Genomic DNA, 22,603 nt, shown 5'->3' on the forward strand with positions numbered 1-22,603 from the left:
GTCAGTCGAACAGGTCGTTCTCGGATTCGGCGGTGGCGGCTTTGCGGGTCCAGGATTCGAGTCGGTCGAGATCGGTGCAAGAGATGATTTCGGCCCGTGTCTTGTCCGGGACAGCGATTCCGCGTGCTTCGAGGACCATGAGGAGGGTCCGCACCGCCTCCTCGGCGCGGCCTTGTGCGACGTACTTGCGGGCGAAGTCGCTCTGGTAGTCGTACTTGAAGGTAGACGTCATGAGTTCCTCCAGTCGGTGCCGGGCTGTCTTCGACAGAGCCGCGACAACAAGGTCATAGTACATTTTCGCGCGCTCGTCGTCGGTGCTCTGCAATCCGGCGAGAAACGCCTCGAACACCCGATCCGCGTCCGGGCCGTCCGCGTGTGCGAGTGCGGAGAGGACGGCTCGTTCGGGCAGCGTTCGAGCTTCGCCCAGATCGGTCACGGTAGGCACCACGTCCGGTCCGAGCACCAATGGGCGGAGCACGAGGCCCGGGTGACCGAATTCGATCGGCTTCCGGCACCAAGTGGCAACCCGTGCATCCGGGCTGACGACCATCAAGAAGACCGGGCATTCCAGGCGGGCACGCAAGGTGCTCACATAGACCGGCCACGCCCACTGCCGGGATCGGTCGCGGCCGAGTTGGACTTCCAGGACGATGCCGACCACGGCGGTCCCGCTGGCGTCCGTGAGCACCAGTGCGGTGTCACCCCGGAACTCGTTGGGCCCGACATCGGTGAAATCGCATGACGCCGCACGCACTTGCGCATACGCGGGTAGTGGTATGCCGAAGGCATCGGTGATCAACCCGGCCGCTAGGTGCGGTTGCGACCGGAACATCTCTACGAGCACCTCGTGCTGCTGCGTCGGCATGGCAATGGAAACTACACGGCCACACTGACATTCGTTGAAGCGGAAATTCGTCGCGATTATTGGGAACCGAATCGGGCGTGCGCGCGTCGAAGTAGGGCAAGAGGGGAAAGACCGAGTCGGAGAAGACGTGCGAGGAGGGGTATGCCGATGGAGCGTTGTTCCGGGTGTCACACGGCGTGGCGGAAGGCGATGCGGACGCGGGCGGGGGTTGTGCCGATGACGCGGCGGGAGGAGCCGTGTGAGCGGTATACGTCCCGGCGGCGACGGCATCCACGGCCGGAACCGGAATCCGGTTGAGCCCGTAGTGGACTGGCTCGCGCAGTCCGGGGAATCGGTCAGGATCGGGGCGAGAGGGCAACCAGGGGACGGCATGTAGTGCGGCCGGTCGGGCGTGCGTGAGTCGGCGCCCCCTTCGTCAGGGGGAAGGGGGCGCCGATCATCGCTCAGGAGGACGCGTTCACCGGACGGCCGCCGCGGCGGCGACCATATTGCGCAGCGCGGCTTCCACTTCGGCGGGGCCCCTGGTCTTCAATCCGCAGTCGGGATTGACCCAGAGCCGTTCGGCCGGAACGGCTTTCAGCGCAGCGCGCAGCGACGTGGTGATCTCCTCCACGCTGGGCACCCGCGGCGAGTGGATGTCGTACACGCCGGGACCGACGCCGAGGTCGAAGCCCGCCGCGTTGAGGTCGTCGAGCACCTCCATACGCGAGCGCGCGGCCTCGATCGACGTGACGTCGGCGTCCAGCCCCGCGATAGCGTCGATCACCTCGCCGAACTCCGAGTAGCACAGGTGCGTGTGGATCTGCGTGGCATCCGACACACCGGAGGTCGCGAGCCGGAACGACCGCACAGACCACTCCAGGTACGCGGGCTGGTCGTCCGCACGCAGCGGAAGCAGTTCGCGCAGAGCCGGCTCGTCGACCTGGACGATCCGGATGCCCGCAGACTGCAGATCCACGGTCTCGTCCCGGATCGCCAGCGCCACCTGATGGGCGGACTCCTCCAGCGGTTGGTCGTCGCGGACGAACGACCACGCGAGAATGGTCACCGGGCCGGTCAGCATGCCCTTGACCGGCTTGTCGGTGAGCGACTGCGCGTAGCCGATCCACTCGACGGTCATCGGTTCCCGCCGTGCCACGTCCCCGAACAGGATCGGCGGCCGCACGCAGCGGGTGCCGTACGACTGCACCCACCCCTGCTCGGTGGCCGCGAAACCGTCGAGCTGCTCGGCGAAGTACTGCACCATGTCATTGCGCTCCGGCTCGCCGTGCACCAGCACGTCCAGCCCCAGTTCCTCCTGGAGCGCGACGACGTCCGCGATCTCGGCGCGCATCCGGCGCACGTATTCCGCCTGATCGATCTCGCCCTTGCGCAGCGCGGCCCGCGCCAACCGGATCGCGGAGGTCTGCGGATAGGAACCGATCGTCGTAGTCGGCAGCGCGGGCAGCCGCAAACGATCCTGTTGCAGCTCACGGCGCTGCTCGGCGGGAGCGCGGCGCACGGCGTCCGGCCCGAGTGCGGCCAGACGGGCGCGCACCTGCGGATCGTTCAGACGCGGATCCGACCGCCGCGCCGCGAGTGCCGCCCGCACCGCGGCCAATTCGGCGCCGATCGCCTCCGGGCCCTCGCGCAAGCCGGTCGCGAGCAGGCGCACCTCCGCGACCTTCTCCGACCCGAAAGCCAGCCACCACCGCAGCCGCTCGTCCAACCGCGTCTCCGCGGCCAGCGTGTACGGCACGTGCAGCAACGAGCACGAGCTCGAAACCGCCACGTGCCCAGCGGATCCCAGCAAGGTGCCGAGGGTGGCGAGGGCACGGTCGAGGTCGGTGCGCCACACGTTGCGTCCGTCCACCACTCCGGCGACGACGAGCTTGCCCGCCAGGGCGGGCACCGCAGCCACCGCGGAAACGTCTGTGCCGGAGGTGAAGTCGACGGCGACGGCCTCGATCCCAGTATTCGCCAGCGCGGTGAGCGCGGCACCTGGATCACCGAAGTAGGTCGCGACGAGGATCGCGGGACGATCGGCCGCCTCGGCCAGTTCGCCGTAGGTGGCCTGCACCAGGTCGATCTCCTCCGCCGTGAGGTCGGTGACCAGCACGGGTTCGTCGATCTGCACCCACTCGGCCCCCGCGGCGGCCAGCCGGCGCAGCAACTCCCGATAGAGCGGAAGCAGCTCGAGCAGCCGGGTCAGCGCGGTGCCGCCGGTCGCCTTCGCCAGCTTCAGGAAGGTGATCGGGCCGACCACCACCGGCCGCGCGGGCACGCCCAGCTCGAGCGCCTCCCGCAGTTCCTCCAGCAGCTTCTCCGGGTGCAGCGAGAACGCGGTGTCCGGGCCGATTTCCGGCACCAGATAGTGATAGTTGGTGTCGAACCATTTGGTCATCTCCAACGGTTCGACCGTGTCGGTGCCGCGCGCGGCGGCGAAGTACCGATCCAGCGGATCGGCGATCCCGGCGACCCGAGGCGGCAACGCGCCGAGCAGGACGGCGGTGTCGAGTATCTGGTCGTAATAGGAAAAGGTCCCGACGGGGATCGAGTCCAGGCCCGCGGCGAGCAATTCGGTGAGCTGAGCTCGCCGCAGATCACTTGCCACGGCGTGCAACTTCTCGGCGTCGATCCCGCCTGCCCAGTAGGCTTCCGTGGCTCGTTTGAGCTCGCGCCGCGGCCCCACCCGAGGTAGCCCGAGAACCGTTGCGGTGAACGGCTTTTGCTGTGAAACAGTCACGATGTTTCTCCATTGCTGAGGACGAAAGCCATCGCCATACGGGCAGGCGGAGGACCTTATGACATGCCGGAGATATTCCCGGCCGAGGAGCCCGACACGTCAGCTGGTGATCCGCACGCCCAATCCACGAGGCGGTGGCCGCCGGGTACGGCGTACCCGGCACGGCTGGCAGGTCTTCGGACTCGCGGGCACCGGCCGAGGGACGTACCGGCGTGCTCCGGTGTTCCCGATGACCGACCTACTGGCCGTCGCTTCCCAAGTCACGAAGCCTTCCGGCTCGGTGAACTCAGTGCCTGGTGACGGCGGTCGTTCCTGCATACCGCTGCGGGACAGTCCCGGATTCCCACCGGGTTCCCTCTCGCCCGCCGTAACGTCGCCGCACGGACGGGCTCGACTCCGTCGCGCGACGTCGGGGCTCCATCTCGCCGCGCGCTGGTGAACCAGCTGCTCCTTCAGCATAGGCCCCGCAGCCGCGGGCGCGCGTAACCGGCCCGGCCTGGCCATGTCACCCTTATCTGGATCAGCCTCCGGTGGGGGACGCGGGTTGCTGCCGCGGCATCGACGGTAGGCCACAACGGCGCTCTCAACGCAACATCTGATTTCGTGAGCACATGGGTAACTCCATGTAATTGGCGCGACGGCCTTTGCCTACGGCACCGGCGAGCAGCGCGACACCTGGCGCGCCCTGATCGCCTCACTGGAGGGCATGCTGCAATTGCACCGGCACAAGTCCGGCGCGCTGGTCGATTTGGGGGACTATCTCTAGCAGCGCACCGGCGGCATGATCGGCAGTCGGTCGCAGCTGATCCGCGGCACCGCGATCCTGGCCATCGACGATGGCAGCGAGAAAGTTACCCGCGCCCTGCTCGACGACATTCCCATCGACTACGCCGCCACCAGCAGTACCCCACCACGCCGGCGCGCCATCTCGTGCAGCGCCGCCAGCCGCATCCGGCAGCTCCTGACCGAACTCGGTGAGCACTGCCAGCTGGCCGAAGGGCCTACCGAATGCTGAGGTGAGCACCAAATTGTCCAGATAACAACCCCTACGGCGAGGTCGAGCTCAACATGAACACCCGGCTCGCTCTCGGCGGATGAGTGGTCCTGGCAAGAGGGCTGACGGGACGATGAAGCAGTCCATGCGCGGGGCGGCGGATCGGTTCCCGCCTGGCCGCGCGCCCAGTGTTACTGCGGGTTGTGGTGGTGTAGTCGGTCGAGTTCCGCGTTGAGCGCGGCGTTGGTGTGGCGCAGTTCGGTGTTGGCGTCTTCGAGGTCGAGGATGCGGGCGATCGCGGCGAGGTTGACCCCTTGCGCGGTCAGGGCGGCGATGCGCGCGAGCCGCGCCAGGTCGTCGTCGCTGTAGCGGCGGGTGCCGCCGGTGCTGCGGGCTGGTGTGACCAGTCCGTGCTGCTCGTACAAGCGCAGCGAATGCATTCCCATCCCGGCCAGTTCGGCGGCCACCGAGATCCCGTACACCGCCTGCGCCGGGCCGGGCCGGTGACCGTGCCCCGTCGGGTGGTCCTCGTATCGATCCGACAGCATTCGACTCCTTCTCTCTGCCATCTCCAGATTACCTCCGTAGGATGCTTGCGCTCATCTCGGCAGAGTGCTAAAAAAATCTATGTCAGATGACACAAGTTATCTGAGTTCCCTTCGATCGAGAATGGAGTGAAGTAGGAGGTGGCGACCATGCTGATGCGCACCGATCCGTTCCGGGATCTGGATCGTTTGACACAGCAGGTGTTCGGCACGCCGGCCCGTCCGGCGGTGATGCCGATGGACGCCTGGCGCGAGGGAGACGAGTTCTTCGTCGAACTCGACCTGCCCGGCATCGACCCGGACTCGCTGGATCTGGATATCGAACGCAACGTGGTGACTGTGCGGGCCTCGCGCCCGGAACTGGACCCCGAGCGTTCGATGATCGCCGCGGAGCGCACCCGTGGGGTGTTCAGCCGCCAGTTGTTCCTGGGGGAGAACCTCGACACCGACGCGATCCGCGCCGACTACCGCGACGGGGTGCTGCGCCTGGTGATCCCGGTCGCGGAGAAGGCCAAGCCCCGCAAGATCGAGATCAGCCGCCACGACGAACGCGAGGCCATCAACGCCTGACCCGGCAGCCTCACGCGAGTCCTGTGATGATGCCCGCGATGAGGTGCGCGACCGGTCACGCTGCGACCGAGCCCGGCGAGCTGTCGGGCCTGGATGCCCGGCTGCTGGGGTTGGACCCCGATCTCGAGGAACTGTTCGCCGAGATCGACCAGGTCTTGCGCGAAGCCCGGGATCGGTGGAGGTCCCCGCCACCGCGCGGACCTCGCGCACCCTGGCCACGGCAGGGCGCGCGGCGCCGGGAGGGCGGACCGCCCAGCTGCACGGACGCCGACCGGGCGTTGGGCCGGCTCGCCAGCGCGGCCCGCCCCCGGCGCTGAGAGCCTCGGTGCGGTATCCGATGACGAGTGAGAGCGAGGTGATGCCCGTCGAAGACAACGAAGACCACACGAAACCGTTCTCGCACAGAAGTGTTTTCGCGATATACGGGCCGGCGGCCGGGCCTGGTTCCTGCACACCGGCACCCGGACGTCAGGACACCCCGTCCGGCGCGTGCACAGCCACTGTCGTGGCACAGCAGCGGGCACGGCGCGCCGCCCCTCGCGGGAGCACCGGCACAGGTTCATGTTGTCCCTGCCGCCGACGGGTGGGCCCGGTCAGCATGAGGCTTCCGGGCTCACCCGGCCTTTCGCCGGATCGGCCACCCGATGGCATTCGAGGGAAGGAGACCGCCGTGACCGCCACCTGGACCACCACCCCCGCAGGCAGCGACTTCGACCGCGTCGGCCAGAACGTTCCCGTCCGGGACAGCGACCTCGACATCGGCCTGGGCACCACCACGCTGCACCCACTCGCCGAGGCCCTGCGCGCAGCGATCGAGACTGCCGACCTCACCGACCGTATCGATCAAGCCTTGATCACCCCACACGATGATGACGACTACGACTACCCCGCCTGCTGACCACAGCACCCGGACCCGCACTACCTACCGGCCGACCCCGCTATGGCCAGGCGCGACCGGCATAAGCCAGGCAGCCAGGGGGCCGGATCTCGATATCGACGCCGTGCCGGTATCAGTCGGCGCCTGCTACACGCGCCGACCCGGCGCCGACGAAGTCATCGTGAGACTCGTACGCGGTTTTCCGCGCTCAACATCCAGGCCCTGGCCCGCCGATCATCGACGGAACGCTGACCTTCGAACAAGCATGCGCCTGGGACCCGGTCATCAATCCACTCGAGACGCAGCCACCACAGTGGCCGCCGGGCACGGAACACCTGTACCACAGCGTGACTTTCGGTCATCTGGTTGGCGAGATCGGGCGCCGGGTCTCCGGCGGTCCTGATCCGCGATCACCATCAGCAGCGGTGTCGGAGACACGCGACGCAGGAACGCTTCCGGTGCGTAGGACTGGAACTTGTCGACGCTGGAGAGGGTGAGGAGGTGCCTGACACCAGCGCGTTCGGGCCGTGACCGAGCACGACCACCGCCATCCCGCGAACCGCTGTCCGGGTCATCCCGCACAGAGTGAATGAGAGCGAATCATGGCACTCGACACGACCGACCTATTCATCACCAGCGACATCACTCCGGAAATCGCGCGCTACGTGCCCGACTTCGCTGGCGGCAGCTGGGAACTCAGCTGGCTGCCGAATATCGCATTGACACGCGAGCAGGCGGTGAACGGAATGGTCCTCGACGAGATCCTGAACGACCACGGCACTGCCGACAACGAACTCGCGCTCGAATTGGCCGCCCTCCGCGCCGCCGACCTCGGTCTCGATCATCGCCTCGGCGTGACCGCCCGGCCGGGAGCCGACCGGGCGACATAGGATCCGACTCCGAGTCTGCAGCGCTGATATCAGGTCTCGCCTGGGAGGTGTACGGCGGACAGGAATTGCCAGACGCGGGTCGCGGCTTGCAAGTTGAAGCGGGTGTTGACGTCACGCAGGTCGAAGCCGGTGATTTCCCGGATGCGCCCGAGGCGATAGCGCAGGGTGCTGCGGTGGATGTGCAGTGCGGCGGCGGAATCGTCGTAGTTGCCGCCACATTCGAGGTATTGGCTCAAGGTGTGGACGAGGTCGGTGTTGCGGGTTCGATCATAGTCGAGGAGCGCGCCGAGCCATTCACGCATGAATTCTTCGACCTGGCCGTCGGTATGGGCGGCGTCGACCAGGCGGTAGAAGCCGAGTTCGTCGAATGCGGTCGCGCCGTCGGGTGTTCGGGATCGCAGCCGGATATTGATGGCGCGGCGCGCGTCGGCGAAGGCACCGGCGAAATGGCTCGGCTGGTCGCAGCGGCCGCTGATACCGATGGCCACCGGTGTCGTGTCGAGGTGTTCGCGGATGGCGTGGTGCAGGGCGACCGGATCGGGTCGGCGGTCGGTGATCAGCACCACCATCCCGGCGTGGCGTCCCGGAATGTAGTGCAGGTCCAGCGCGGTCGCGGCGCGGCCTACTGCCTCGGCGACCGCGCTGCCGGTGCTGTGCACCAGGACGAGGTAGTGCTGACCGTGCAGGTCGTGTCCCAATGCCTCGGCCCTGGCCAAGGCGCTGTCGTTGTCGGTACCGGACAGCAGATCGTCGACCAGGTCGCGGCGCAGTCGCAGCTCCATCTCGGCGACATTGCGTTGATGCGAGAGTTCGAGCGCGAGAACGGTACTGCCGTAGCTGAGGGCGAAGAGGTTCTCGTCGGTCACCCGATGGTCGGGGTCGACCAGCGCGAGTGTGCCGAGGATTTCGGCGCGCGGTTTCACCAGGATGACTACCCGGTCGTGTATGCGGAGAGGCGCGTTGGCTGTGGCGAGCCGGTGCAGCAATTGCTCACGTTCCTGCGGTGAGGGCTTCGGGTAACGGTCCGGCAGACCAGGCCCGGACCAGGCCCTCAGGTTGCCGAAGGGGTCTTCGATCGCTACGGGTAGCCCGGACACCTGAGCGAGGGCGTCCGCGATCCCGTGCTCCCCGCCGCCGTACGCCGCAGCGCCGGCGAGCACTTCGTGTACCCGCATCTGGCTCTCCAGTCGGACCACACTGGCGGATAGGTGCTGGTTTATCTCGGTCAATTGGATGGCGTGGGCGACCGACTGTTCACGCAGTGCGGCATTCGCCAGCGCCGCACCGGTCAACTGAGCCAGCACGGTGAGCAGGAAGATCTCGTCCGCCCGTGGTTCGTGGTCGGCAGCGACAAGCAGCGAGCCGCGTGCTCCGGTCACGCTCGACAGGGTGAACGCCCAGCCCCACTGGCCGTCGGACAGGTCGACTTTGCCCGCACCATCCTGCGCGCGGATCTGAGTGTCGAGGTCGGGCCGCGCAGGTAGCGGCGGGTAGGGCAGAAATTCGCCGTCGACGGAGTGATAACTCGCCAGCGTGCGGCAGCACCCGAGCGATGGCACCGCCTCCGCGGCGATCCGCAGGATGTCCAGGTCCTGGTGTTCGGCGAAGAGCATCATCGACAGGGCGCACAGGGCGTGCATCGACGACAACTGGGCGCGGGCGAGCGAGTCATTGACCTGTGAACTCAACAGTTGCTGGTTCATGCGGATCGAGTCCGTGAGGTTAGGTGGCCGAGGTCGCGCGCCGACCTCGAAACCGCGGCGGCTTCGGTGCCCAATCCCGAATACTGACCGATCGCGTCTATCTGCCGCGAGCCCGTGACCTGCTTACATCATTGGTGTCCCACGTGCCGATGCGATGCTGCGGGCGTCGATCCTTGATGCTACACGCGATCGGCGTGTCGCGCGTGGGCCGATGTGGTAATCGAGTGTGCTGGGTGATCACTCGTCAGTGCGGAACCGTCGACATCTCCTGTCGCCCGGCACCGCATACCGATCAGCGCCTTTCGAAGTATTCGTGAACCTGCCGCACCGCCATCGCGCCCTCGCCCACCGCGGAGGCAACCCGCTTGACCGAGCCGCTGCGGACGTCGCCCGCCGCGAAGACGCCGGGCACGGTTGTTTCCAGCGGCACCGGTCGCCATTCGGGATAGCGGGCGTCCTCGTCGCGGGTCCGGTACACCGCATCCGGGCCGGTGCGAACGAAACCGTGATCGTCCAGCCCGAGGGCGCCTGCCAACCAGGCGCTACACGGTGTGGCGCCGATGAAGACGAAAAGGGCACTCACCGCGAGTGTCGCCTGCTCGCCGGTGCGATTGTCCTCGACCACGATCTCTTCGAGATCACTCGTGCCGTGCACCCCGCGGACCTCGGTATGCCGAAGTGTCGTCACGCGCGGATGCCGCTCGATCTGGTCCACCAGATATCGGGACATGCTCTTGCCGAGGTCGCCGCCCCGAATGAGCAGGTAGACACGCTCGACACGCTCGGCGAGGAACACCGTTGCCTGTCCGGCGGAGTTGCCGCCGCCGACGATCGCCACCGGACCGAGACCGCACGTGGCCGCCTCCTGGTGCGTCGCGGCGTAGTGCACACCGGTGCCCTCGAAGAGCTCGATGCCAGGCACTTCCAGCTTGCGGTATCGAGCGCCGGTGGCGAGAATGACGGCTCGGCCTACCAGCGCGCCGCCGTCGGAAAGGCGGAGCCGATGATGGCCGCCTTCGGATTCGAGACCGGTCACCTCGGCCGACACCAGAATCCGGGCGCCGAACTTTTCGGCCTGCAGTACCGCCCGCTCAGCCAGCTCGGCGCCGGATATCCCGGCAGGGAAGCCCAGGTAGTTCTCGATCCGGGAGGAGGTACCCGCCTGCCCGCCGGACGCGATCACCTCCAGCACCGCCGTGTCGAGCCCATCCGACGCGCCATACACTGCGGCGGCCAGTCCCGCCGGACCCGCACCGACGACGAGGAGATCGCAGGTGTCGTGGCCGGTGTCCGGAACGGCAAGCCCGATGGCCCGCGCAAGCTCGGCATTGGTCGGGTTGCGCAGGACCTGCTCGCCCCGCCAGATCACCACCGGGGTGTCCTCCGGTCGGACCCCGAGACTGCGCAACAACTGTTCGGCGCGACTGTCGCGCTCGAGGTCGATCCATCGGTGCGGCAATCGGTTTCGCACCGCGAATTCGCGCAACCGCCGAGTCTCGGGTGAGTAACAGGAGCCGATGATCCGGAAGCCGGAACCGAGCCCGATCAGCAAACTGCGGCGGACCAGATACGCGCGCAGGATCAGATCGCTGAGCACCGGATCGTGTTCGACCAGCGCACGGACCCGCTGCGTCGGGACGGCAAGTACCTCGCCATCCTCGACCATTTCCGCTGTGTAGAACGCGACCTGGCCCTCCAGCAGACCCAGCTCGCCGAGGAATCGGCCGGGGCCGTGCACGCGCACGATCCGGTGCGTCTGCTCGTCGCCGACGATCCCGACCTTGCCCGACAGGATCACGAAGAAGGTATCGCTCGGCTCGCCGACCCGGACCAGCGTCTCGCCAGCGCGCACCCGCCTGCGGGTTCCGCCGACGGCGAGCGTCGCCACCTGCTCATCCGACAATCGTGGGAATGCCCCTGCGATGTCGGATGTTTCGGTCGGCGTCACGCCCGACGCGGGGTTCTCAGACAAAGTTCTGGTGGACGTAGCACCAGCGCCAATTTTCGCCCGGTTCCATCGATTGGACGATGGGATGGCCTGCCCCGCCCGCATGCGAACGCGCGTGCCGCATCGGCGAGGAGTCGCAGCAGCCGACGTGCCCGCAGGTCAGGCAGAGCCGCAGGTGGACCCACGGCGTCCCGAGCCGGAGGCACTCTTCACACCCTTGGGGAGTTCGGGGGGTTACCGGCCGGATCGCGGCTGCGTGCGGGTCGGTGTGCACAGAAGTCATGCCGTCGTCTCCTTCTTTCGGCCTTCGGCGAGCGCTTGGTCGAGCCATCGCCGCAATTCGGGCACCAGCGCGGTGCCCGCCTGCCGGGCCAAGACCTCGCCGTGCTGCAACACGAGCAGGGTCGGCACCGCACGGACGGCGAACCGTTGCGCGGTGCGGGGTGCGGCGTCCACGTCGACCTTGACCAGTTTCAGCTGGCCTGCGCGTTCGGTCGCGAGCTGCTCGAGCGCCGGGCTGACCATCAGACAGGGGCGGCACCAAGTCGCCCACAGATCGACCAGCACCGGCACCGCCCCTTCCTCGGCCACCCCGGCGAAATCATCGTCGCCCGCAGCGACGATCCACGGCAGCGGCTCATGACAATTGCCGCAACGCGGGGTTCCGGTGCCCGCCGCGGCGGGCACCCGGTTGGTCTTGCCACAATGCGGACACTTGACCTGCGCCTTTTCCATTGGCCCCACCGCTTCCTCAGGCCGCGACCTGCTGTTGCGTGTAGGCGACCGCCAGTTCGCCGCCATGCACGGTCACCGTGACGGTGCCGCCCTGGTCGATGTCGCCGCGCAACAAGGCCCGCCCGATCTTTGTCTCCACCTCGTGGGCGATATAGCGGCGCAACGGTCGCGCACCATAGACCGGGTCGAAACCGTGCTGTGCCATCAGCCTGCGCGCTTCCGGCGTGATTTCCAGCTGGATCTGCCGCTGCGCCAACCGTTCGCGCAGCTCGGCGGTCTGGAGTTCGACGATTTGTTCGAGCTGCGGCAGCGTCAGCGGAGTGAACAGCACGATGTCGTCGACTCGATTGAGGAACTCCGGACGGAAGTGCCCGCGTAGTTCGGCAAGCACCCGGTCCCGGGCGTCCGGCTTGATCTCGCCATGACCGGTGACCCCTTCGAGCAGGTACTGGGAGCCGATGTTGGAGGTCATGATGATCACCGTGTTGCGGAAATCCACTTGCCTGCCTTGCGAATCGGTGATCCGGCCGTCGTCGAGCACCTGCAGCAGAGTGTTGAAGACGTCCGCGTGCGCCTTTTCGATCTCGTCGAACAACACCACCGAGTACGGCTTGCGGCGCACGGCCTCGGTGAGCTGACCACCTTCGTCGTAGCCGACGTAGCCGGGTGGTGCGCCGATCAGCCTGCTGACGGTGTGCCGTTCCTGATATTCGCTCATGTCCAGGCGCACCATGTTGTCTTCGCTGTCGAACAGCGCGGCGGCCAACGTCTTCGCCAGCTCGGTCTTGCCGACGCCGGTGGGACCCAGGAATATGAAGGAACCGATCGGCCTACGCGGATCGCGGATCCCGGACCGGGCCCGGATCACCGCGTCGGCGACAACCTGCACCGCCTCGTCTTGCCCGATAACGCGCTCGTGCAGGATCTCGTCGAGCCGCAGCAGCTTCTCCCGCTCGCCTTCTTGCAGCCGAGCGACCGGAATACCGGTCCATGCGGCGACGATCTGGGCGATCTCGTCTTCGGTGACCACCTCCCGCAGCAGCGGTTGCCTGCCTTGCTTGGAGGTCAGCTGTTCTTCCGCGGCCTGCAGGTTCCGCTCGAGTTTGGTGATCTCGCCGTACCGCAGTTCGGCCGCGCGGTTGAGGTCGTAGTTGCGCTCGGCCTCTTCGGCTTCGTGGCGCAGCTGTTCGAGTCGGCCGCGTAGTTCCTGGACCCGGCGGATCGCCTGCCGTTCGGCGTCCCACTGGGCGTGCCTGGCGTCGGCCTCGGCGCGTACGTCGGCCAACTCCTTGCGCAGTTCCTCGAGGCGGGCCTTGCTGGCGGCGTCGGCTTCCTTCGACAGCGCGGCCTCTTCGATTTCCAGGCGGGTCACCTTCCTGGTGAGCTCGTCGAGTTCGGCCGGCATGGAGTCGATTTCGGTGCGCAGCCGGGCGCATGCCTCGTCGACGAGGTCGATCGCCTTGTCAGGCAGGAAGCGGTCGGTGATGTAGCGGTGCGACAGGGTTGCGGCAGCGACCAGAGCCCCGTCCTGAATCTTCACGCCGTGGAACACCTCGAGGCGATCGCGCAGGCCACGCAGAATCGAAATGGTGTCTTCCACGGTCGGTTCGTCCACCAATACCGTCTGGAACCGGCGCTCCAGCGCCGCGTCCGGCTCGATGTGCTTGCGGTACTCGTCCAGGGTGATGGCGCCGATCATGTGCAGTTCGCCGCGTGCGAGCATGGGCTTCAGCATGTTGCCCGCGTCCAGCGAACCCTCGCCGCCGACCGATCCGGCGCCGACCACCGTGTGCAACTCGTCGACGAACAACAGGATGCCGCCCTCCGCCGCCTTCACTTCTCCCAGCACGGCTTGGAGCCGCTCCTCGAACTCCCCCCGATATTTCGCACCGGCGACCAACGAACCCATATCCAGCGCGAAGATCGTCTTGTCGCGCAAACCTTCCGGAACATCCCCGCGAACGATGCGCTGGGCCAGACCCTCCACGATCGCCGTCTTGCCGACACCAGGATCCCCGATCAGCACCGGGTTGTTCTTCGTCTTGCGACTCAGAATCTGGGTCACTCTGCGAATCTCGGCATCTCGACCGATGACCGGGTCGAGCTTGCCCGTGCGAGCTTCGGCGACGAGGTCGCGGCCGTACTTTTCCAGCGCCTCGTACGCGCCCTCTGGGGTTGCCGAGGTGACCCGCTGATTGCCGCGGACCTTCGTGAGCGCCGTGAGAAACGATTCCCTGCCGACACCCTCGCGAGCGAGCAGCCGCCCCGCGGCACCGGCCGACCCCTCCTCGGCGAGGGCAAGCACCAGATGTTCCACCGACACATAGGAATCCTTGAGGCGCTTGGCCTCTCGTTCGGCGGACTCGAGCAGTCCGGCCAATCTCTTGGTGATCATCACCTGACCAGGCGATGCGCCGGGGCCGCCGACCTTCGGCCGACGAGACAACTCCAACTGCAGATCCGCGCGCAGCATATCGACATCCGCACCCGCCTGGTCGAGCAGCCGGGGCACCAAGCCCTCCGGCTGATCGATCAACGCCAGCAGCAGATGTTCACCGTCGACTTCGGTGTGCCCCAACCGAGTTGCTGCGTTCTGCGCTTCGTGCAGAGCTTCCCGAGACTTTTCGGTCAGTCGGCTGGTGTCCATGTGGAGGTCCTCCTTCGGCGAGGATCGGCTTCGAGCTTCTCGATTCGGTCCAGCAGATCGAGCACCAACCCGATCGCCGCATAGTTCAGGCCGAGGCCCGTCCGCAACCGTTGGATCCGGGCGACGACAGCCACCTCGGACGGTTCGAAACGGAGTTCCCCCGCGCTGTCGCGGGTGCAATCGAGCAGGCCGAGCGCGGTCAGCCTGCGCACGAACTCGGGGTGCAACCCGACCCGCCGTGCGAAGGTTTCCAGCCGAATCGGCGCCGGGCGCACCAAGACGTACCGGTTGGCCGGGAGAAAGGTGTTCATGTGCCCCTCCTCGGGTCGAAGGTCGATTCGGCCGCCAACTGCTCGAACAGCTTTCGTTCCTTCTCGGTCGGCTTCGCAGGCACCATCACCTTGACCTCGGCGTACAGGTCGCCGTTCGCGCCACGTGGGTTGGGCATGCCTTCGCCACGCAACCGCAGCTTCCGTCCCGTAGACGACCCCGGCACCACCTTGACCTTCGCCTCGCCGTTCGGGGTAGGGACTGCGACCGTGGCGCCGAGCACCGCCTCCCACGGGGAGACCGGGAGGTCGAGGTGGATGTCGCGGCCGTGCAGCCGGAATCGCCGATGTGGCTTGATCCGCACGACGAGGTACAGGTCCCCGGCGGGCCCCTCACCGCTGCCGCGGCCGCCCTGCCCGGCCAGCCGGATTCGCTGTCCGTCGACTACCCCCGCCGGAATGTCGACGGTGAAACTGCGCCCGTCCAAGTGGAGGGTCCTCTTGCCACCGCGGTAGGCCTCCTCGAGGGTGAGCTCGAACTCGGCCTCCTGGTCGGCGCCCGGAATCGGGCCGAATCCACCACGGCCGCCGAACATTCCGCTGAAGAGGTCCTCGAGATCGACGGGCCCACCGGCGCCGAATCCCTCGCCGTACTGGACCCGGGTGCCGCCGCGGCCACGCCCGAAACCGCCACCGGCCGCGGCGACCCGTTCGTCGTAGTCCTCCGGTATCTGCCGGAAGTCGGCGCCGAATCGGTCGTAGCGGCGCCTGGTCGACGGGTCGGACAGCACCTGATACGCCTCACCGATCTCCTTGAACCGATCCGCCGCCGCGGGCTCGGAATTCACGTCCGGGTGGTAGCGGCGGGCGAGCTTGCGATATGCCTGCTGGATCTGGTCCTTGTCGGCGTCACGGGGCACCCCGAGGACTTCGTAGAAGTCGCGTGCCATCGGCGCTCACCCCTCCCCCCTGCTGACGACCACTGCCGCGGGCCGCAGCTGCCCGCCGTTCTCGCCGTATCCGGGGCGCACGACCTCGAGCACGGTGCCAGGCGGGACATCCGGCGCCTCGACCACTCCCACCACCTCGTGCACAGTGGGCGAGAACGGAACTCCGGTCTCGGCATATCGTGCGTAGCCGAGTTGCTCGAGCAGTTGCACCGCTTGGTCTCGGATCGATTGCACGCCTTGCACTATCGCGTCCGGCTCGCTGCCCGCATGGGCCAGCGCCAGTTCCAGATTGTCCAGCACGGGCAGCCAGGCGGCGGCCACCTTGGACCTTTCGGCGGCACGTTCGCGGTCCAGGTCACGTGCATACCGCTTGCGCAGGTTGTCCAAGTCGGCGGCGGCGCGGCGCCAGCGGTCCTCTAGCTGGGCGACAGCCGGGTCGGGCTGGCCTGGGGGCGACTGATCCTGGCTCGTGTCGTCAGTCTTCGCGTCGTCGGTCGACCGGTCGGCGGAACTGTCCATCAGCGTGCCTCAGCTCCGGTCGAACTCGGCGTCGATCACATCGTCGTCGCCCGGCGATGGCGCGGCGCCGCTCGCTTGTCCGCCCTCGCCTCCGGTCCGGGCGGGTGCGAGTCCGTACAGCAGCTGCTGCAGTTCCGCGGTGAGCGGTTGCACGCGCTCCAGCGGGGCATCTTCCTTGACCAACTGCCTGGCATCGGCGATCAGCATCTCGGCGCGGGCCCGATCGTGCGGGGCGGCGGTGTCGCCGAGTTCGGCGAGGCGCCGCTCCACTTGGTAGGCGACCGAATCGAGTTCATTACGGCCATCGACGGCCTTACGCAACTCCTCGTCCTCACGGCGGTGGCGTTCGGCTTCGGCGAGCATGCGTTCGACCTCGCTCGGGTCCAGATTGGACTGCTCGGTGATGGTGATGCTCTGCTCGCGGCCGGTGTCCTTGTCGCGGGCGGTGACATTGAGGATGCCGTTCGCGTCGATATCGAAGGTGACCTCGATGTGTGCCTCGCCGCGCGGGGCGGGCCGAATGTCCTCCAGCCGGAACCGGCCGAGCACGCGATTGTCGGCGGCGCGCTCCCGTTCGCCTTGCAGTACCACGATATCGACGGCGGGCTGATTGTCCTCCGCGGTGGCGAATACCTCGGTGCGCCGGGCCGGGATGGTGGTGTTGCGTTCGATGATTTTCGTCATCACCCCGCCCTGGGTTTCCACGCCCAGCGACAGCGGTGTCACGTCGAGCAGCAGCACGTCGGAGACCTCGCCCTTGAGCACACCCGCCTGGACGGCCGCGCCGAGCGCGACGACCTCGTCGGGGTTGACGCTCATGTTCGGGTCCTTGCCGCCGGTGAGCCTGCGGACCAGCGCCTGCACCGCCGGGATGCGAGTGGAGCCGCCGACCAGGATCACCTCGTCGATGTCGTTGGCGGTCACCTTGGCGTCGCTCATCGCCTGCTCCACCGGGTCGAGGCAGCGTTGCACCAGATCCGCGGTCAGGTCCTCGAATTTCGACCGCATGATCGTGGTGGTGAGGTGCTTGGGACCGTTCGCGTCGGCCGTCACGAACGGCAGATTCACCTGGGTCTGCGCCACCGACGACAGTTCGACCTTGGCCTTCTCGGCCGCCTCGAAGAGTCGTTGCAGCGCTTGCGGGTCGGCACGCAGGTCGATGTGCTGGTCACGCTGGAATTCGTCGGCCAGATAGTCGACCAGGCGACGGTCGAAATCGTCGCCGCCGAGATGGGAGTCGCCTGCGGTGGCGCGCACCTCGACCACGCCGTCACCGACGTCGAGCAGGCTCACGTCGAAGGTGCCACCACCGAGGTCGAAGACCAGCACGGTCTCATGGGTCTGTTTGTCCAAGCCGTAGGCCAGCGCGGCCGCGGTCGGCTCGTTGATGATGCGCAGCACGTCGAGACCGGCGATGCGGCCTGCGTCTTTGGTGGCGTTGCGCTGGGCGTCATTGAAGTAGGCGGGCACGGTGATGACTGCTTCCTTGACCCGTTCGCCCAGGAATTTGCTTGCGTCGTCGACCAGCTTGCGCAGCACCAGCGCGCTGATCTCCTCCGGCGCGTACAACTTGCCGCGGACGTCGAAGCGGGCTGCGCCGCCCTCTCCCGCGACGACATCGAAGCTCACCGCTTTGGCTTCCTGAGATATCTCGTCGAAGCGGCGGCCGATGAATCGCTTCGCCGAATAGATGGTGCCCTTCGGGTTCAGGATCGACTGCCTGCGGGCAAGTTGCCCGACCAGGCGCTCGCCGCTCTCGGTGAACGCAACCACCGACGGTGTCGTGCGCGCTCCCTCGGCGTTTGCGATCACCACAGGCTCACCGCCTTGCCAGCTCGCGATGACGGAGTTCGTCGTTCCCAAATCGATGCCTACAGCTGTTGCCATGACGGATTCCTTCGGGTCGGTGCGACAGGCTGACAGCCGGATGTTCGTCGGCGACCACGGCAGGTGTGTGCTTCCCCGACAACGCCGCCCCTGCGATTCAGCGCGTCGAGCACGCCTCGCTACGGTGTCCGCGCTATACCGAACTCCCGACTACCCGATCCTCGCAACCCGATCCGCGACAGAACACGGTCCGGGAAGCCGAACCCGGAACTCCTATTCGCCCTGCCGTAACAGGGGTTCGACGCCGGTAGACGGCCTTCGGCACGCTGTTTCGAGGCCCTAACGACCAGTGACAAATTCCGCGCCATCTGACTTGTACGGCCTGAAGCCCCGGAGAGGCGGGGGAGTCATGTATCCGCGTGGTGAACGCAACTTCGCAACGGTGCTAGGCCCCTTTGTGAAGAGTCTTGCGAAGGGGGATTCCGTGTTCGTGCGGTTCACGCATGCGGGTACCTTGGGTCAATGTTCTCGAAAGTCTTGGTTGCCAACCGTGGCGAGATCGCCATCCGCGCCTTCCGGGCGGCGTACGAACTCGGCATCGGGACCGTCGCCGTGTTTCCCCACGAGGACCGCAATTCGGTTCATCGGTTGAAGGCGGCGGAGTCGTATCAGATCGGGGAGCCGGGGCATCCGGTCCGGGCGTACCTGTCCATCGATGCGATCATCGAGGCGGCCAAGTCGGCGGGGGCGGACGCCATCTACCCGGGCTACGGCTTTCTCTCGGAGAACCCCGACCTGGCGGCGGCCTGCGCCAGGGAGGGCATCACCTTTATCGGTCCCTCCGCCGAGGTGCTCGAACTCGCGGGTAACAAGGCGCGCGCCATCGAGGCGGCCAAGGCGGCCGGGCTTCCGGTGTTGCGCTCCAGCGCGCCGTCGGCGGACGTGGACGAGCTGATCGCCGCGTCGCGGGCGCTGGAGTACCCGATCTTCGTCAAGGCGGTCGCCGGCGGCGGCGGACGCGGTATGCGGCGCGTCGCCGCCCCCGAGCAGTTGCGTGAGTCGATCGAGGCCGCCTCGCGGGAGGCGGAGTCGGCGTTCGGTGATCCGACCGTGTTCCTGGAGCAGGCGGTGGTGAACCCGCGGCACATCGAGGTGCAGATCCTGGCCGACCAGCACGGCAACGTGATGCACCTGTTCGAGCGGGACTGTTCGGTGCAGCGCCGCCACCAGAAGGTCATCGAGCTGGCGCCCGCGCCGAACCTGGATCCGGCACTGCGGGAACGGATCTGCGCCGACGCGGTGGCCTTCGCACGCCAGATCGGCTACTCGTGTGCGGGAACCGTGGAGTTCCTGCTCGACGAGCGCGGCAACCACGTCTTCATCGAGATGAACCCGCGCATCCAGGTCGAGCACACGGTGACCGAGGAGATCACCGACGTCGACCTGGTGCAGTCGCAGCTGCGCATCGCCGCGGGGGAGACGCTCGAGCAGCTGGGTTTGAGCCAGGACTCGATCACCATCCGCGGCGCCGCGCTGCAGTGCCGGATCACCACCGAGGACCCGGCCAACGGATTCCGTCCGGACACCGGCCGCATCACCGCCTACCGCACGCCGGGCGGCGCGGGCATCCGCCTGGACGGCGGTGCGAATCTGGGTGCGGAGATCGGCGCCTACTTCGACTCGATGCTGGTCAAGCTCACCTGCCGCGGTCGCGACTTCACAGCGGCGGTGGCGCGGGCGCGCCGGGCGCTGGCGGAGTTCCGTATCCGCGGTGTGGCCACCAATATCCCGTTCCTGCTCGCGGTGCTGGATGATCCCGACTTCAAAGCGGGCCGGGTCACCACCTCGTTCATCGACGAGCGACCGCAGCTGCTCACCCTGCGCCGATCCGCGGACCGCGGCACCAAGATTCTCGAGTACCTGGCCGATATCACCGTGAACAAGCCGCACGGTGAGCGCCCGACCACGGTGTACCCGCACGACAAGCTGCCCGCGATCGACCTGAGCGTGCCGCCGCCGGACGGCTCCCGGCAGCGGTTGCTGCGGCTCGGGCCGGATGGCTTCGCACGTGCGCTGCGCGAGCAGAAGGCGGTCGCCGTCACCGACACCACCTTCCGCGACGCGCACCAGTCGCTGCTGGCCACCCGCGTGCGCACCAACGGCCTGCTCGGCGTGGCCGGGCACGTCGCGCGCCTGACGCCGGAGCTGCTGTCGATCGAGGCATGGGGCGGGGCCACCTACGATGTCGCCTTGCGCTTCCTGTCCGAGGACCCGTGGGAGCGGCTTGCCGCGTTGCGTGAGGCGGTGCCGAACATCTGCCTGCAGATGCTGCTGCGCGGGCGCAACACCGTCGGTTACACGCCGTATCCGGAGCAGGTGACCCGCGCGTTCGTCTCCGAGGCGACCGCGACCGGCATCGATATCTTCCGTATCTTCGACGCGCTCAACAATGTCGACCAGATGCGTCCGGCCATCGACGCGGTGCGCGAAACCGGAACGGCGATCGCGGAAGTCGCGATGAGCTACACCGGTGACCTGGCGAATCCGGACGAGTCGCTCTACACCCTCGACTACTACCTGAAGCTGGCCGAGCAGATCGTCGACGCAGGCGCGCACGTGCTGGCCATCAAGGACATGGCCGGTCTGCTGCGCGCCCCGGCCGCCACCGAGCTGGTCACCGCGCTGCGCGCCAACTTCGATCTGCCGGTGCACGTGCACACCCACGACACCCCGGGCGGTCAGCTGGCCACCTACCTCGCCGCGTGGCAGGCCGGCGCCGACGCGGTGGACGGCGCGAGTGCGGCGATGGCCGGAACCACCAGCCAGCCGGCGCTGTCGGCGATCGTCGCGGCCGCGGCGCACAGTGAGTACGACACCGGCCTCGATTTGCAGAATGTGTGTGATCTGGAGCCGTACTGGGAGGCGCTGCGGAAGGTGTACGCGCCCTTCGAATCCGGGCTGCCCGCACCGACCGGCCGGGTCTACACCCACGAGATCCCTGGCGGTCAGCTGTCGAATCTGCGGCAGCAGGCCATCGCACTCGGTCTCGGCGACCGGTTCGAGGAAGTCGAGGCGAAATACGCCGCGGCCGACCGGCTGCTGGGGCGTCTGGTGAAGGTGACGCCGTCGTCGAAGGTCGTCGGTGACCTGGCGCTCGCGCTGGTCGGCACCGGCGTCGACATCGAGGACTTCGCAGCCGATCCGGGACGCTACGACATCCCCGATTCCGTGATCGGTTTCCTGCGTGGCGAACTCGGCACTCCTGCCGGTGGCTGGCCGGAGCCGTTCCGCAGCAAGGCCTTGGCCGGTCGCGGCGCGGCCAAGCCGGAAACACGGTTGACTCCTTCGGACGAGGAGGGGTTGGCGGGTAGCTCCGAACAGCGGCGCGCCACCCTCAACCGCCTGCTGTTCCCCGGACCCACCGCCGAATTCCTCGCTCACCGGGAGAAGTACGGCGACACCTCCGGGCTGTCGGCGAACCAGTTCCTCTATGGTCTGCGGCGCGGTGAGGAACACCGGGTGCAGTTGGAGAAAGGCGTCACCCTGCTGATCGGCTTGGAGGCCATCTCGGAGCCGGACGAGCGCGGCATGCGCACGGTGATGTGCATCCTGAACGGGCAGTTGCGGCCGATCGCGGTGCGCGACCGCTCCGTCGCCAGCGACATCCCCGCCGCGGAGAAGGCCGACAAAGCCAACTCCGGGCACATCGCGGCTCCGTTCGCCGGCGTGGTGACTCTCGCTGTGTCCGAAGGCGATTCGGTCGCCGCGGGCGACACGATCGGCACCATCGAAGCCATGAAGATGGAGGCCGCGATCACCGCACCCCGCGCGGGCATCGTCGGCCGCGTCGCGATCGGCCCGGTACAGCAGGTGGAAGGCGGCGATCTGCTCATCGAGCTGACCGTGCGGGAATCCTCCGCCCAATGACCCGGATCGTCGCGGGGACGGCGGGCGGGCGGCGCCTGCGGGTGCCGCCCTCGGGCACCCGCCCGACCTCCGACCGGGTACGAGAGGCGCTGTTCAGTGCTTTGGACGCCCGGCTGGACTTCGCGGGCGCTCGCGTGCTCGACCTGTACGCGGGTTCCGGCGCGCTCGGGTTGGAGGCGCTCTCGCGCGGCGCCGAGCACGCGCTGCTGGTCGAGTCCGACCGCAAGGCGGCCGCCGTGGTGCGGGGCAATATCGCCGAACTCGGGCTGCCCGGCGCCGAGCTGCGGGTCGCGACGGTGGCGAGCGTGCTGCGACTGGGCGGGGCGGGCGGCTTCGACGTGGCGTTCTCCGACCCGCCTTACGCGGTGGACAATGCCGCCGTGCTGGCCGACCTGCGCGCGCTGGCCGAGCACGGTTGGCTGCGTCCCGGCGCCGTGGTCGTGCTGGAGCGTTCGGCGCGTTCGCCCGAAACAGCTTGGCCCGCAGGCTTCGTCCCGGCCAAGTCGCGCCGGTACGGCGAAACGCGCATCGATCTCGCGGAGTTCGAGCCGGACGGATAGGCGCGGGCGTGGCCACCCGTGCCGGAGGGTCGCGGTCCTGCTAGCGTCGGCT

At 67.6% G+C, this 22,603-nt stretch carries 20 protein-coding genes and 1 riboswitch; of the genes, 8 read left to right on the top strand and 12 right to left on the bottom strand.

Annotation, left to right across the window (positions count from 1 at the left end; all coding sequences use genetic code 11):
- Position 1: 1 nt before the first annotated feature.
- A complete protein-coding gene (locus tag OHA40_RS25075) occupies positions 2–865 on the bottom strand; it encodes a hypothetical protein (protein WP_330229331.1) in 864 nt (287 codons plus the stop codon).
- Between the two features lie 457 nt (positions 866–1,322).
- A complete protein-coding gene (gene metE, locus OHA40_RS25080; RefSeq protein WP_442944078.1) occupies positions 1,323–3,593 on the bottom strand; it encodes a 5-methyltetrahydropteroyltriglutamate--homocysteine S-methyltransferase in 2,271 nt (756 codons plus the stop codon).
- A 147-nt stretch (positions 3,594–3,740) separates the two neighbouring features.
- A riboswitch (cobalamin riboswitch) is annotated at positions 3,741–3,971 on the bottom strand.
- Positions 3,972–4,371: 400 nt separating this feature from the next.
- Between metE and OHA40_RS25085 the strand changes: the two genes are divergently transcribed.
- On the top strand, positions 4,372–4,605 hold the full coding sequence (locus OHA40_RS25085) for a hypothetical protein (RefSeq protein ID WP_330229333.1): 234 nt from the start codon (positions 4,372–4,374) through the stop codon (positions 4,603–4,605).
- A gap of 170 nt (positions 4,606–4,775) precedes the next feature.
- Here the strand turns inward: OHA40_RS25085 and OHA40_RS25090 are convergent, their stop codons facing one another.
- Positions 4,776–5,030 carry a MerR family transcriptional regulator gene (locus OHA40_RS25090; RefSeq protein ID WP_330234358.1) on the bottom strand — a complete coding sequence of 85 codons (255 nt, stop codon included), beginning with the start codon at positions 5,028–5,030 and terminating at the stop codon, positions 4,776–4,778.
- 249 nt (positions 5,031–5,279) lie between these two features.
- Between OHA40_RS25090 and OHA40_RS25095 the strand changes: the two genes are divergently transcribed.
- The 5 genes from OHA40_RS25095 to OHA40_RS25115 all read left to right on the top strand — a co-directional run bounded on the left by OHA40_RS25095 (position 5,280) and on the right by OHA40_RS25115 (position 7,466).
- Positions 5,280–5,699: an Hsp20/alpha crystallin family protein gene (locus tag OHA40_RS25095; protein WP_327120664.1), complete on the top strand. Its 420-nt coding sequence runs from the start codon at positions 5,280–5,282 to the stop codon at positions 5,697–5,699.
- A 38-nt stretch (positions 5,700–5,737) separates the two neighbouring features.
- Positions 5,738–6,016: a hypothetical protein gene (locus tag OHA40_RS25100; RefSeq protein WP_330229334.1), complete on the top strand. Its 279-nt coding sequence runs from the start codon at positions 5,738–5,740 to the stop codon at positions 6,014–6,016.
- Between the two features lie 353 nt (positions 6,017–6,369).
- Positions 6,370–6,597 (top strand): hypothetical protein, encoded by a 228-nt coding sequence (locus tag OHA40_RS25105; protein WP_330229335.1) that lies wholly within the window; start codon positions 6,370–6,372, stop codon positions 6,595–6,597.
- 263 nt (positions 6,598–6,860) lie between these two features.
- Complete coding sequence (locus tag OHA40_RS25110; RefSeq protein WP_330234359.1) at positions 6,861–7,073, top strand: serine hydrolase; 213 nt, start codon at positions 6,861–6,863, stop codon at positions 7,071–7,073.
- Positions 7,074–7,178: 105 nt separating this feature from the next.
- Entirely contained in the window at positions 7,179–7,466 is a 288-nt protein-coding gene (locus OHA40_RS25115; protein WP_330229336.1) for a hypothetical protein, read from the top strand.
- Between the two features lie 29 nt (positions 7,467–7,495).
- Here the strand turns inward: OHA40_RS25115 and OHA40_RS25120 are convergent, their stop codons facing one another.
- From OHA40_RS25120 to dnaK, 9 genes are all read right to left on the bottom strand, one after another.
- On the bottom strand, positions 7,496–9,169 hold the full coding sequence (locus OHA40_RS25120) for a PucR family transcriptional regulator (RefSeq protein WP_330229337.1): 1,674 nt from the start codon (positions 9,167–9,169) through the stop codon (positions 7,496–7,498).
- 292 nt (positions 9,170–9,461) lie between these two features.
- A complete protein-coding gene (locus tag OHA40_RS25125; RefSeq protein ID WP_330229338.1) occupies positions 9,462–11,222 on the bottom strand; it encodes an FAD-dependent oxidoreductase in 1,761 nt (586 codons plus the stop codon).
- On the bottom strand, positions 11,134–11,400 hold the full coding sequence (locus tag OHA40_RS25130) for a UBP-type zinc finger domain-containing protein (RefSeq protein ID WP_330229339.1): 267 nt from the start codon (positions 11,398–11,400) through the stop codon (positions 11,134–11,136). Before OHA40_RS25130 ends, OHA40_RS25125 begins: the two co-directional genes overlap by 89 nt.
- Complete coding sequence (locus OHA40_RS25135; RefSeq protein WP_330229340.1) at positions 11,397–11,852, bottom strand: thioredoxin family protein; 456 nt, start codon at positions 11,850–11,852, stop codon at positions 11,397–11,399. The genes OHA40_RS25130 and OHA40_RS25135 overlap by 4 nt, the downstream gene beginning before the upstream one ends.
- Positions 11,853–11,868: 16 nt before the next feature.
- Positions 11,869–14,499 carry an ATP-dependent chaperone ClpB gene (gene clpB / locus OHA40_RS25140; protein ID WP_330229341.1) on the bottom strand — a complete coding sequence of 877 codons (2,631 nt, stop codon included), beginning with the start codon at positions 14,497–14,499 and terminating at the stop codon, positions 11,869–11,871.
- Positions 14,481–14,810 carry a chaperone modulator CbpM gene (locus OHA40_RS25145; protein WP_330229342.1) on the bottom strand — a complete coding sequence of 110 codons (330 nt, stop codon included), beginning with the start codon at positions 14,808–14,810 and terminating at the stop codon, positions 14,481–14,483. Before OHA40_RS25145 ends, clpB begins: the two co-directional genes overlap by 19 nt.
- Positions 14,807–15,718: a J domain-containing protein gene (locus OHA40_RS25150; RefSeq protein ID WP_330229343.1), complete on the bottom strand. Its 912-nt coding sequence runs from the start codon at positions 15,716–15,718 to the stop codon at positions 14,807–14,809. The genes OHA40_RS25145 and OHA40_RS25150 overlap by 4 nt, the downstream gene beginning before the upstream one ends.
- Before the next feature lie 6 nt (positions 15,719–15,724).
- A complete protein-coding gene (locus tag OHA40_RS25155) occupies positions 15,725–16,237 on the bottom strand; it encodes a nucleotide exchange factor GrpE (RefSeq protein WP_330229344.1) in 513 nt (170 codons plus the stop codon).
- A 9-nt stretch (positions 16,238–16,246) separates the two neighbouring features.
- Entirely contained in the window at positions 16,247–18,124 is a 1,878-nt protein-coding gene (dnaK, locus tag OHA40_RS25160; protein WP_330229345.1) for a molecular chaperone DnaK, read from the bottom strand.
- Between the two features lie 462 nt (positions 18,125–18,586).
- On the opposite strand from dnaK, the gene OHA40_RS25165 reads away from it, so the two are divergent.
- Together OHA40_RS25165 and rsmD are read left to right on the top strand one after the other, a co-directional pair.
- A complete protein-coding gene (locus OHA40_RS25165; RefSeq protein ID WP_330229346.1) occupies positions 18,587–21,991 on the top strand; it encodes a pyruvate carboxylase in 3,405 nt (1,134 codons plus the stop codon).
- Entirely contained in the window at positions 21,988–22,551 is a 564-nt protein-coding gene (gene rsmD, locus OHA40_RS25170; protein ID WP_330229347.1) for a 16S rRNA (guanine(966)-N(2))-methyltransferase RsmD, read from the top strand. The genes OHA40_RS25165 and rsmD overlap by 4 nt, the downstream gene beginning before the upstream one ends.
- Positions 22,552–22,603: the final 52 nt, after the last annotated feature.

It is taken from the genome of Nocardia sp. NBC_00508 (assembly GCF_036346875.1).
Taxonomy (GTDB): domain Bacteria; phylum Actinomycetota; class Actinomycetes; order Mycobacteriales; family Mycobacteriaceae; genus Nocardia.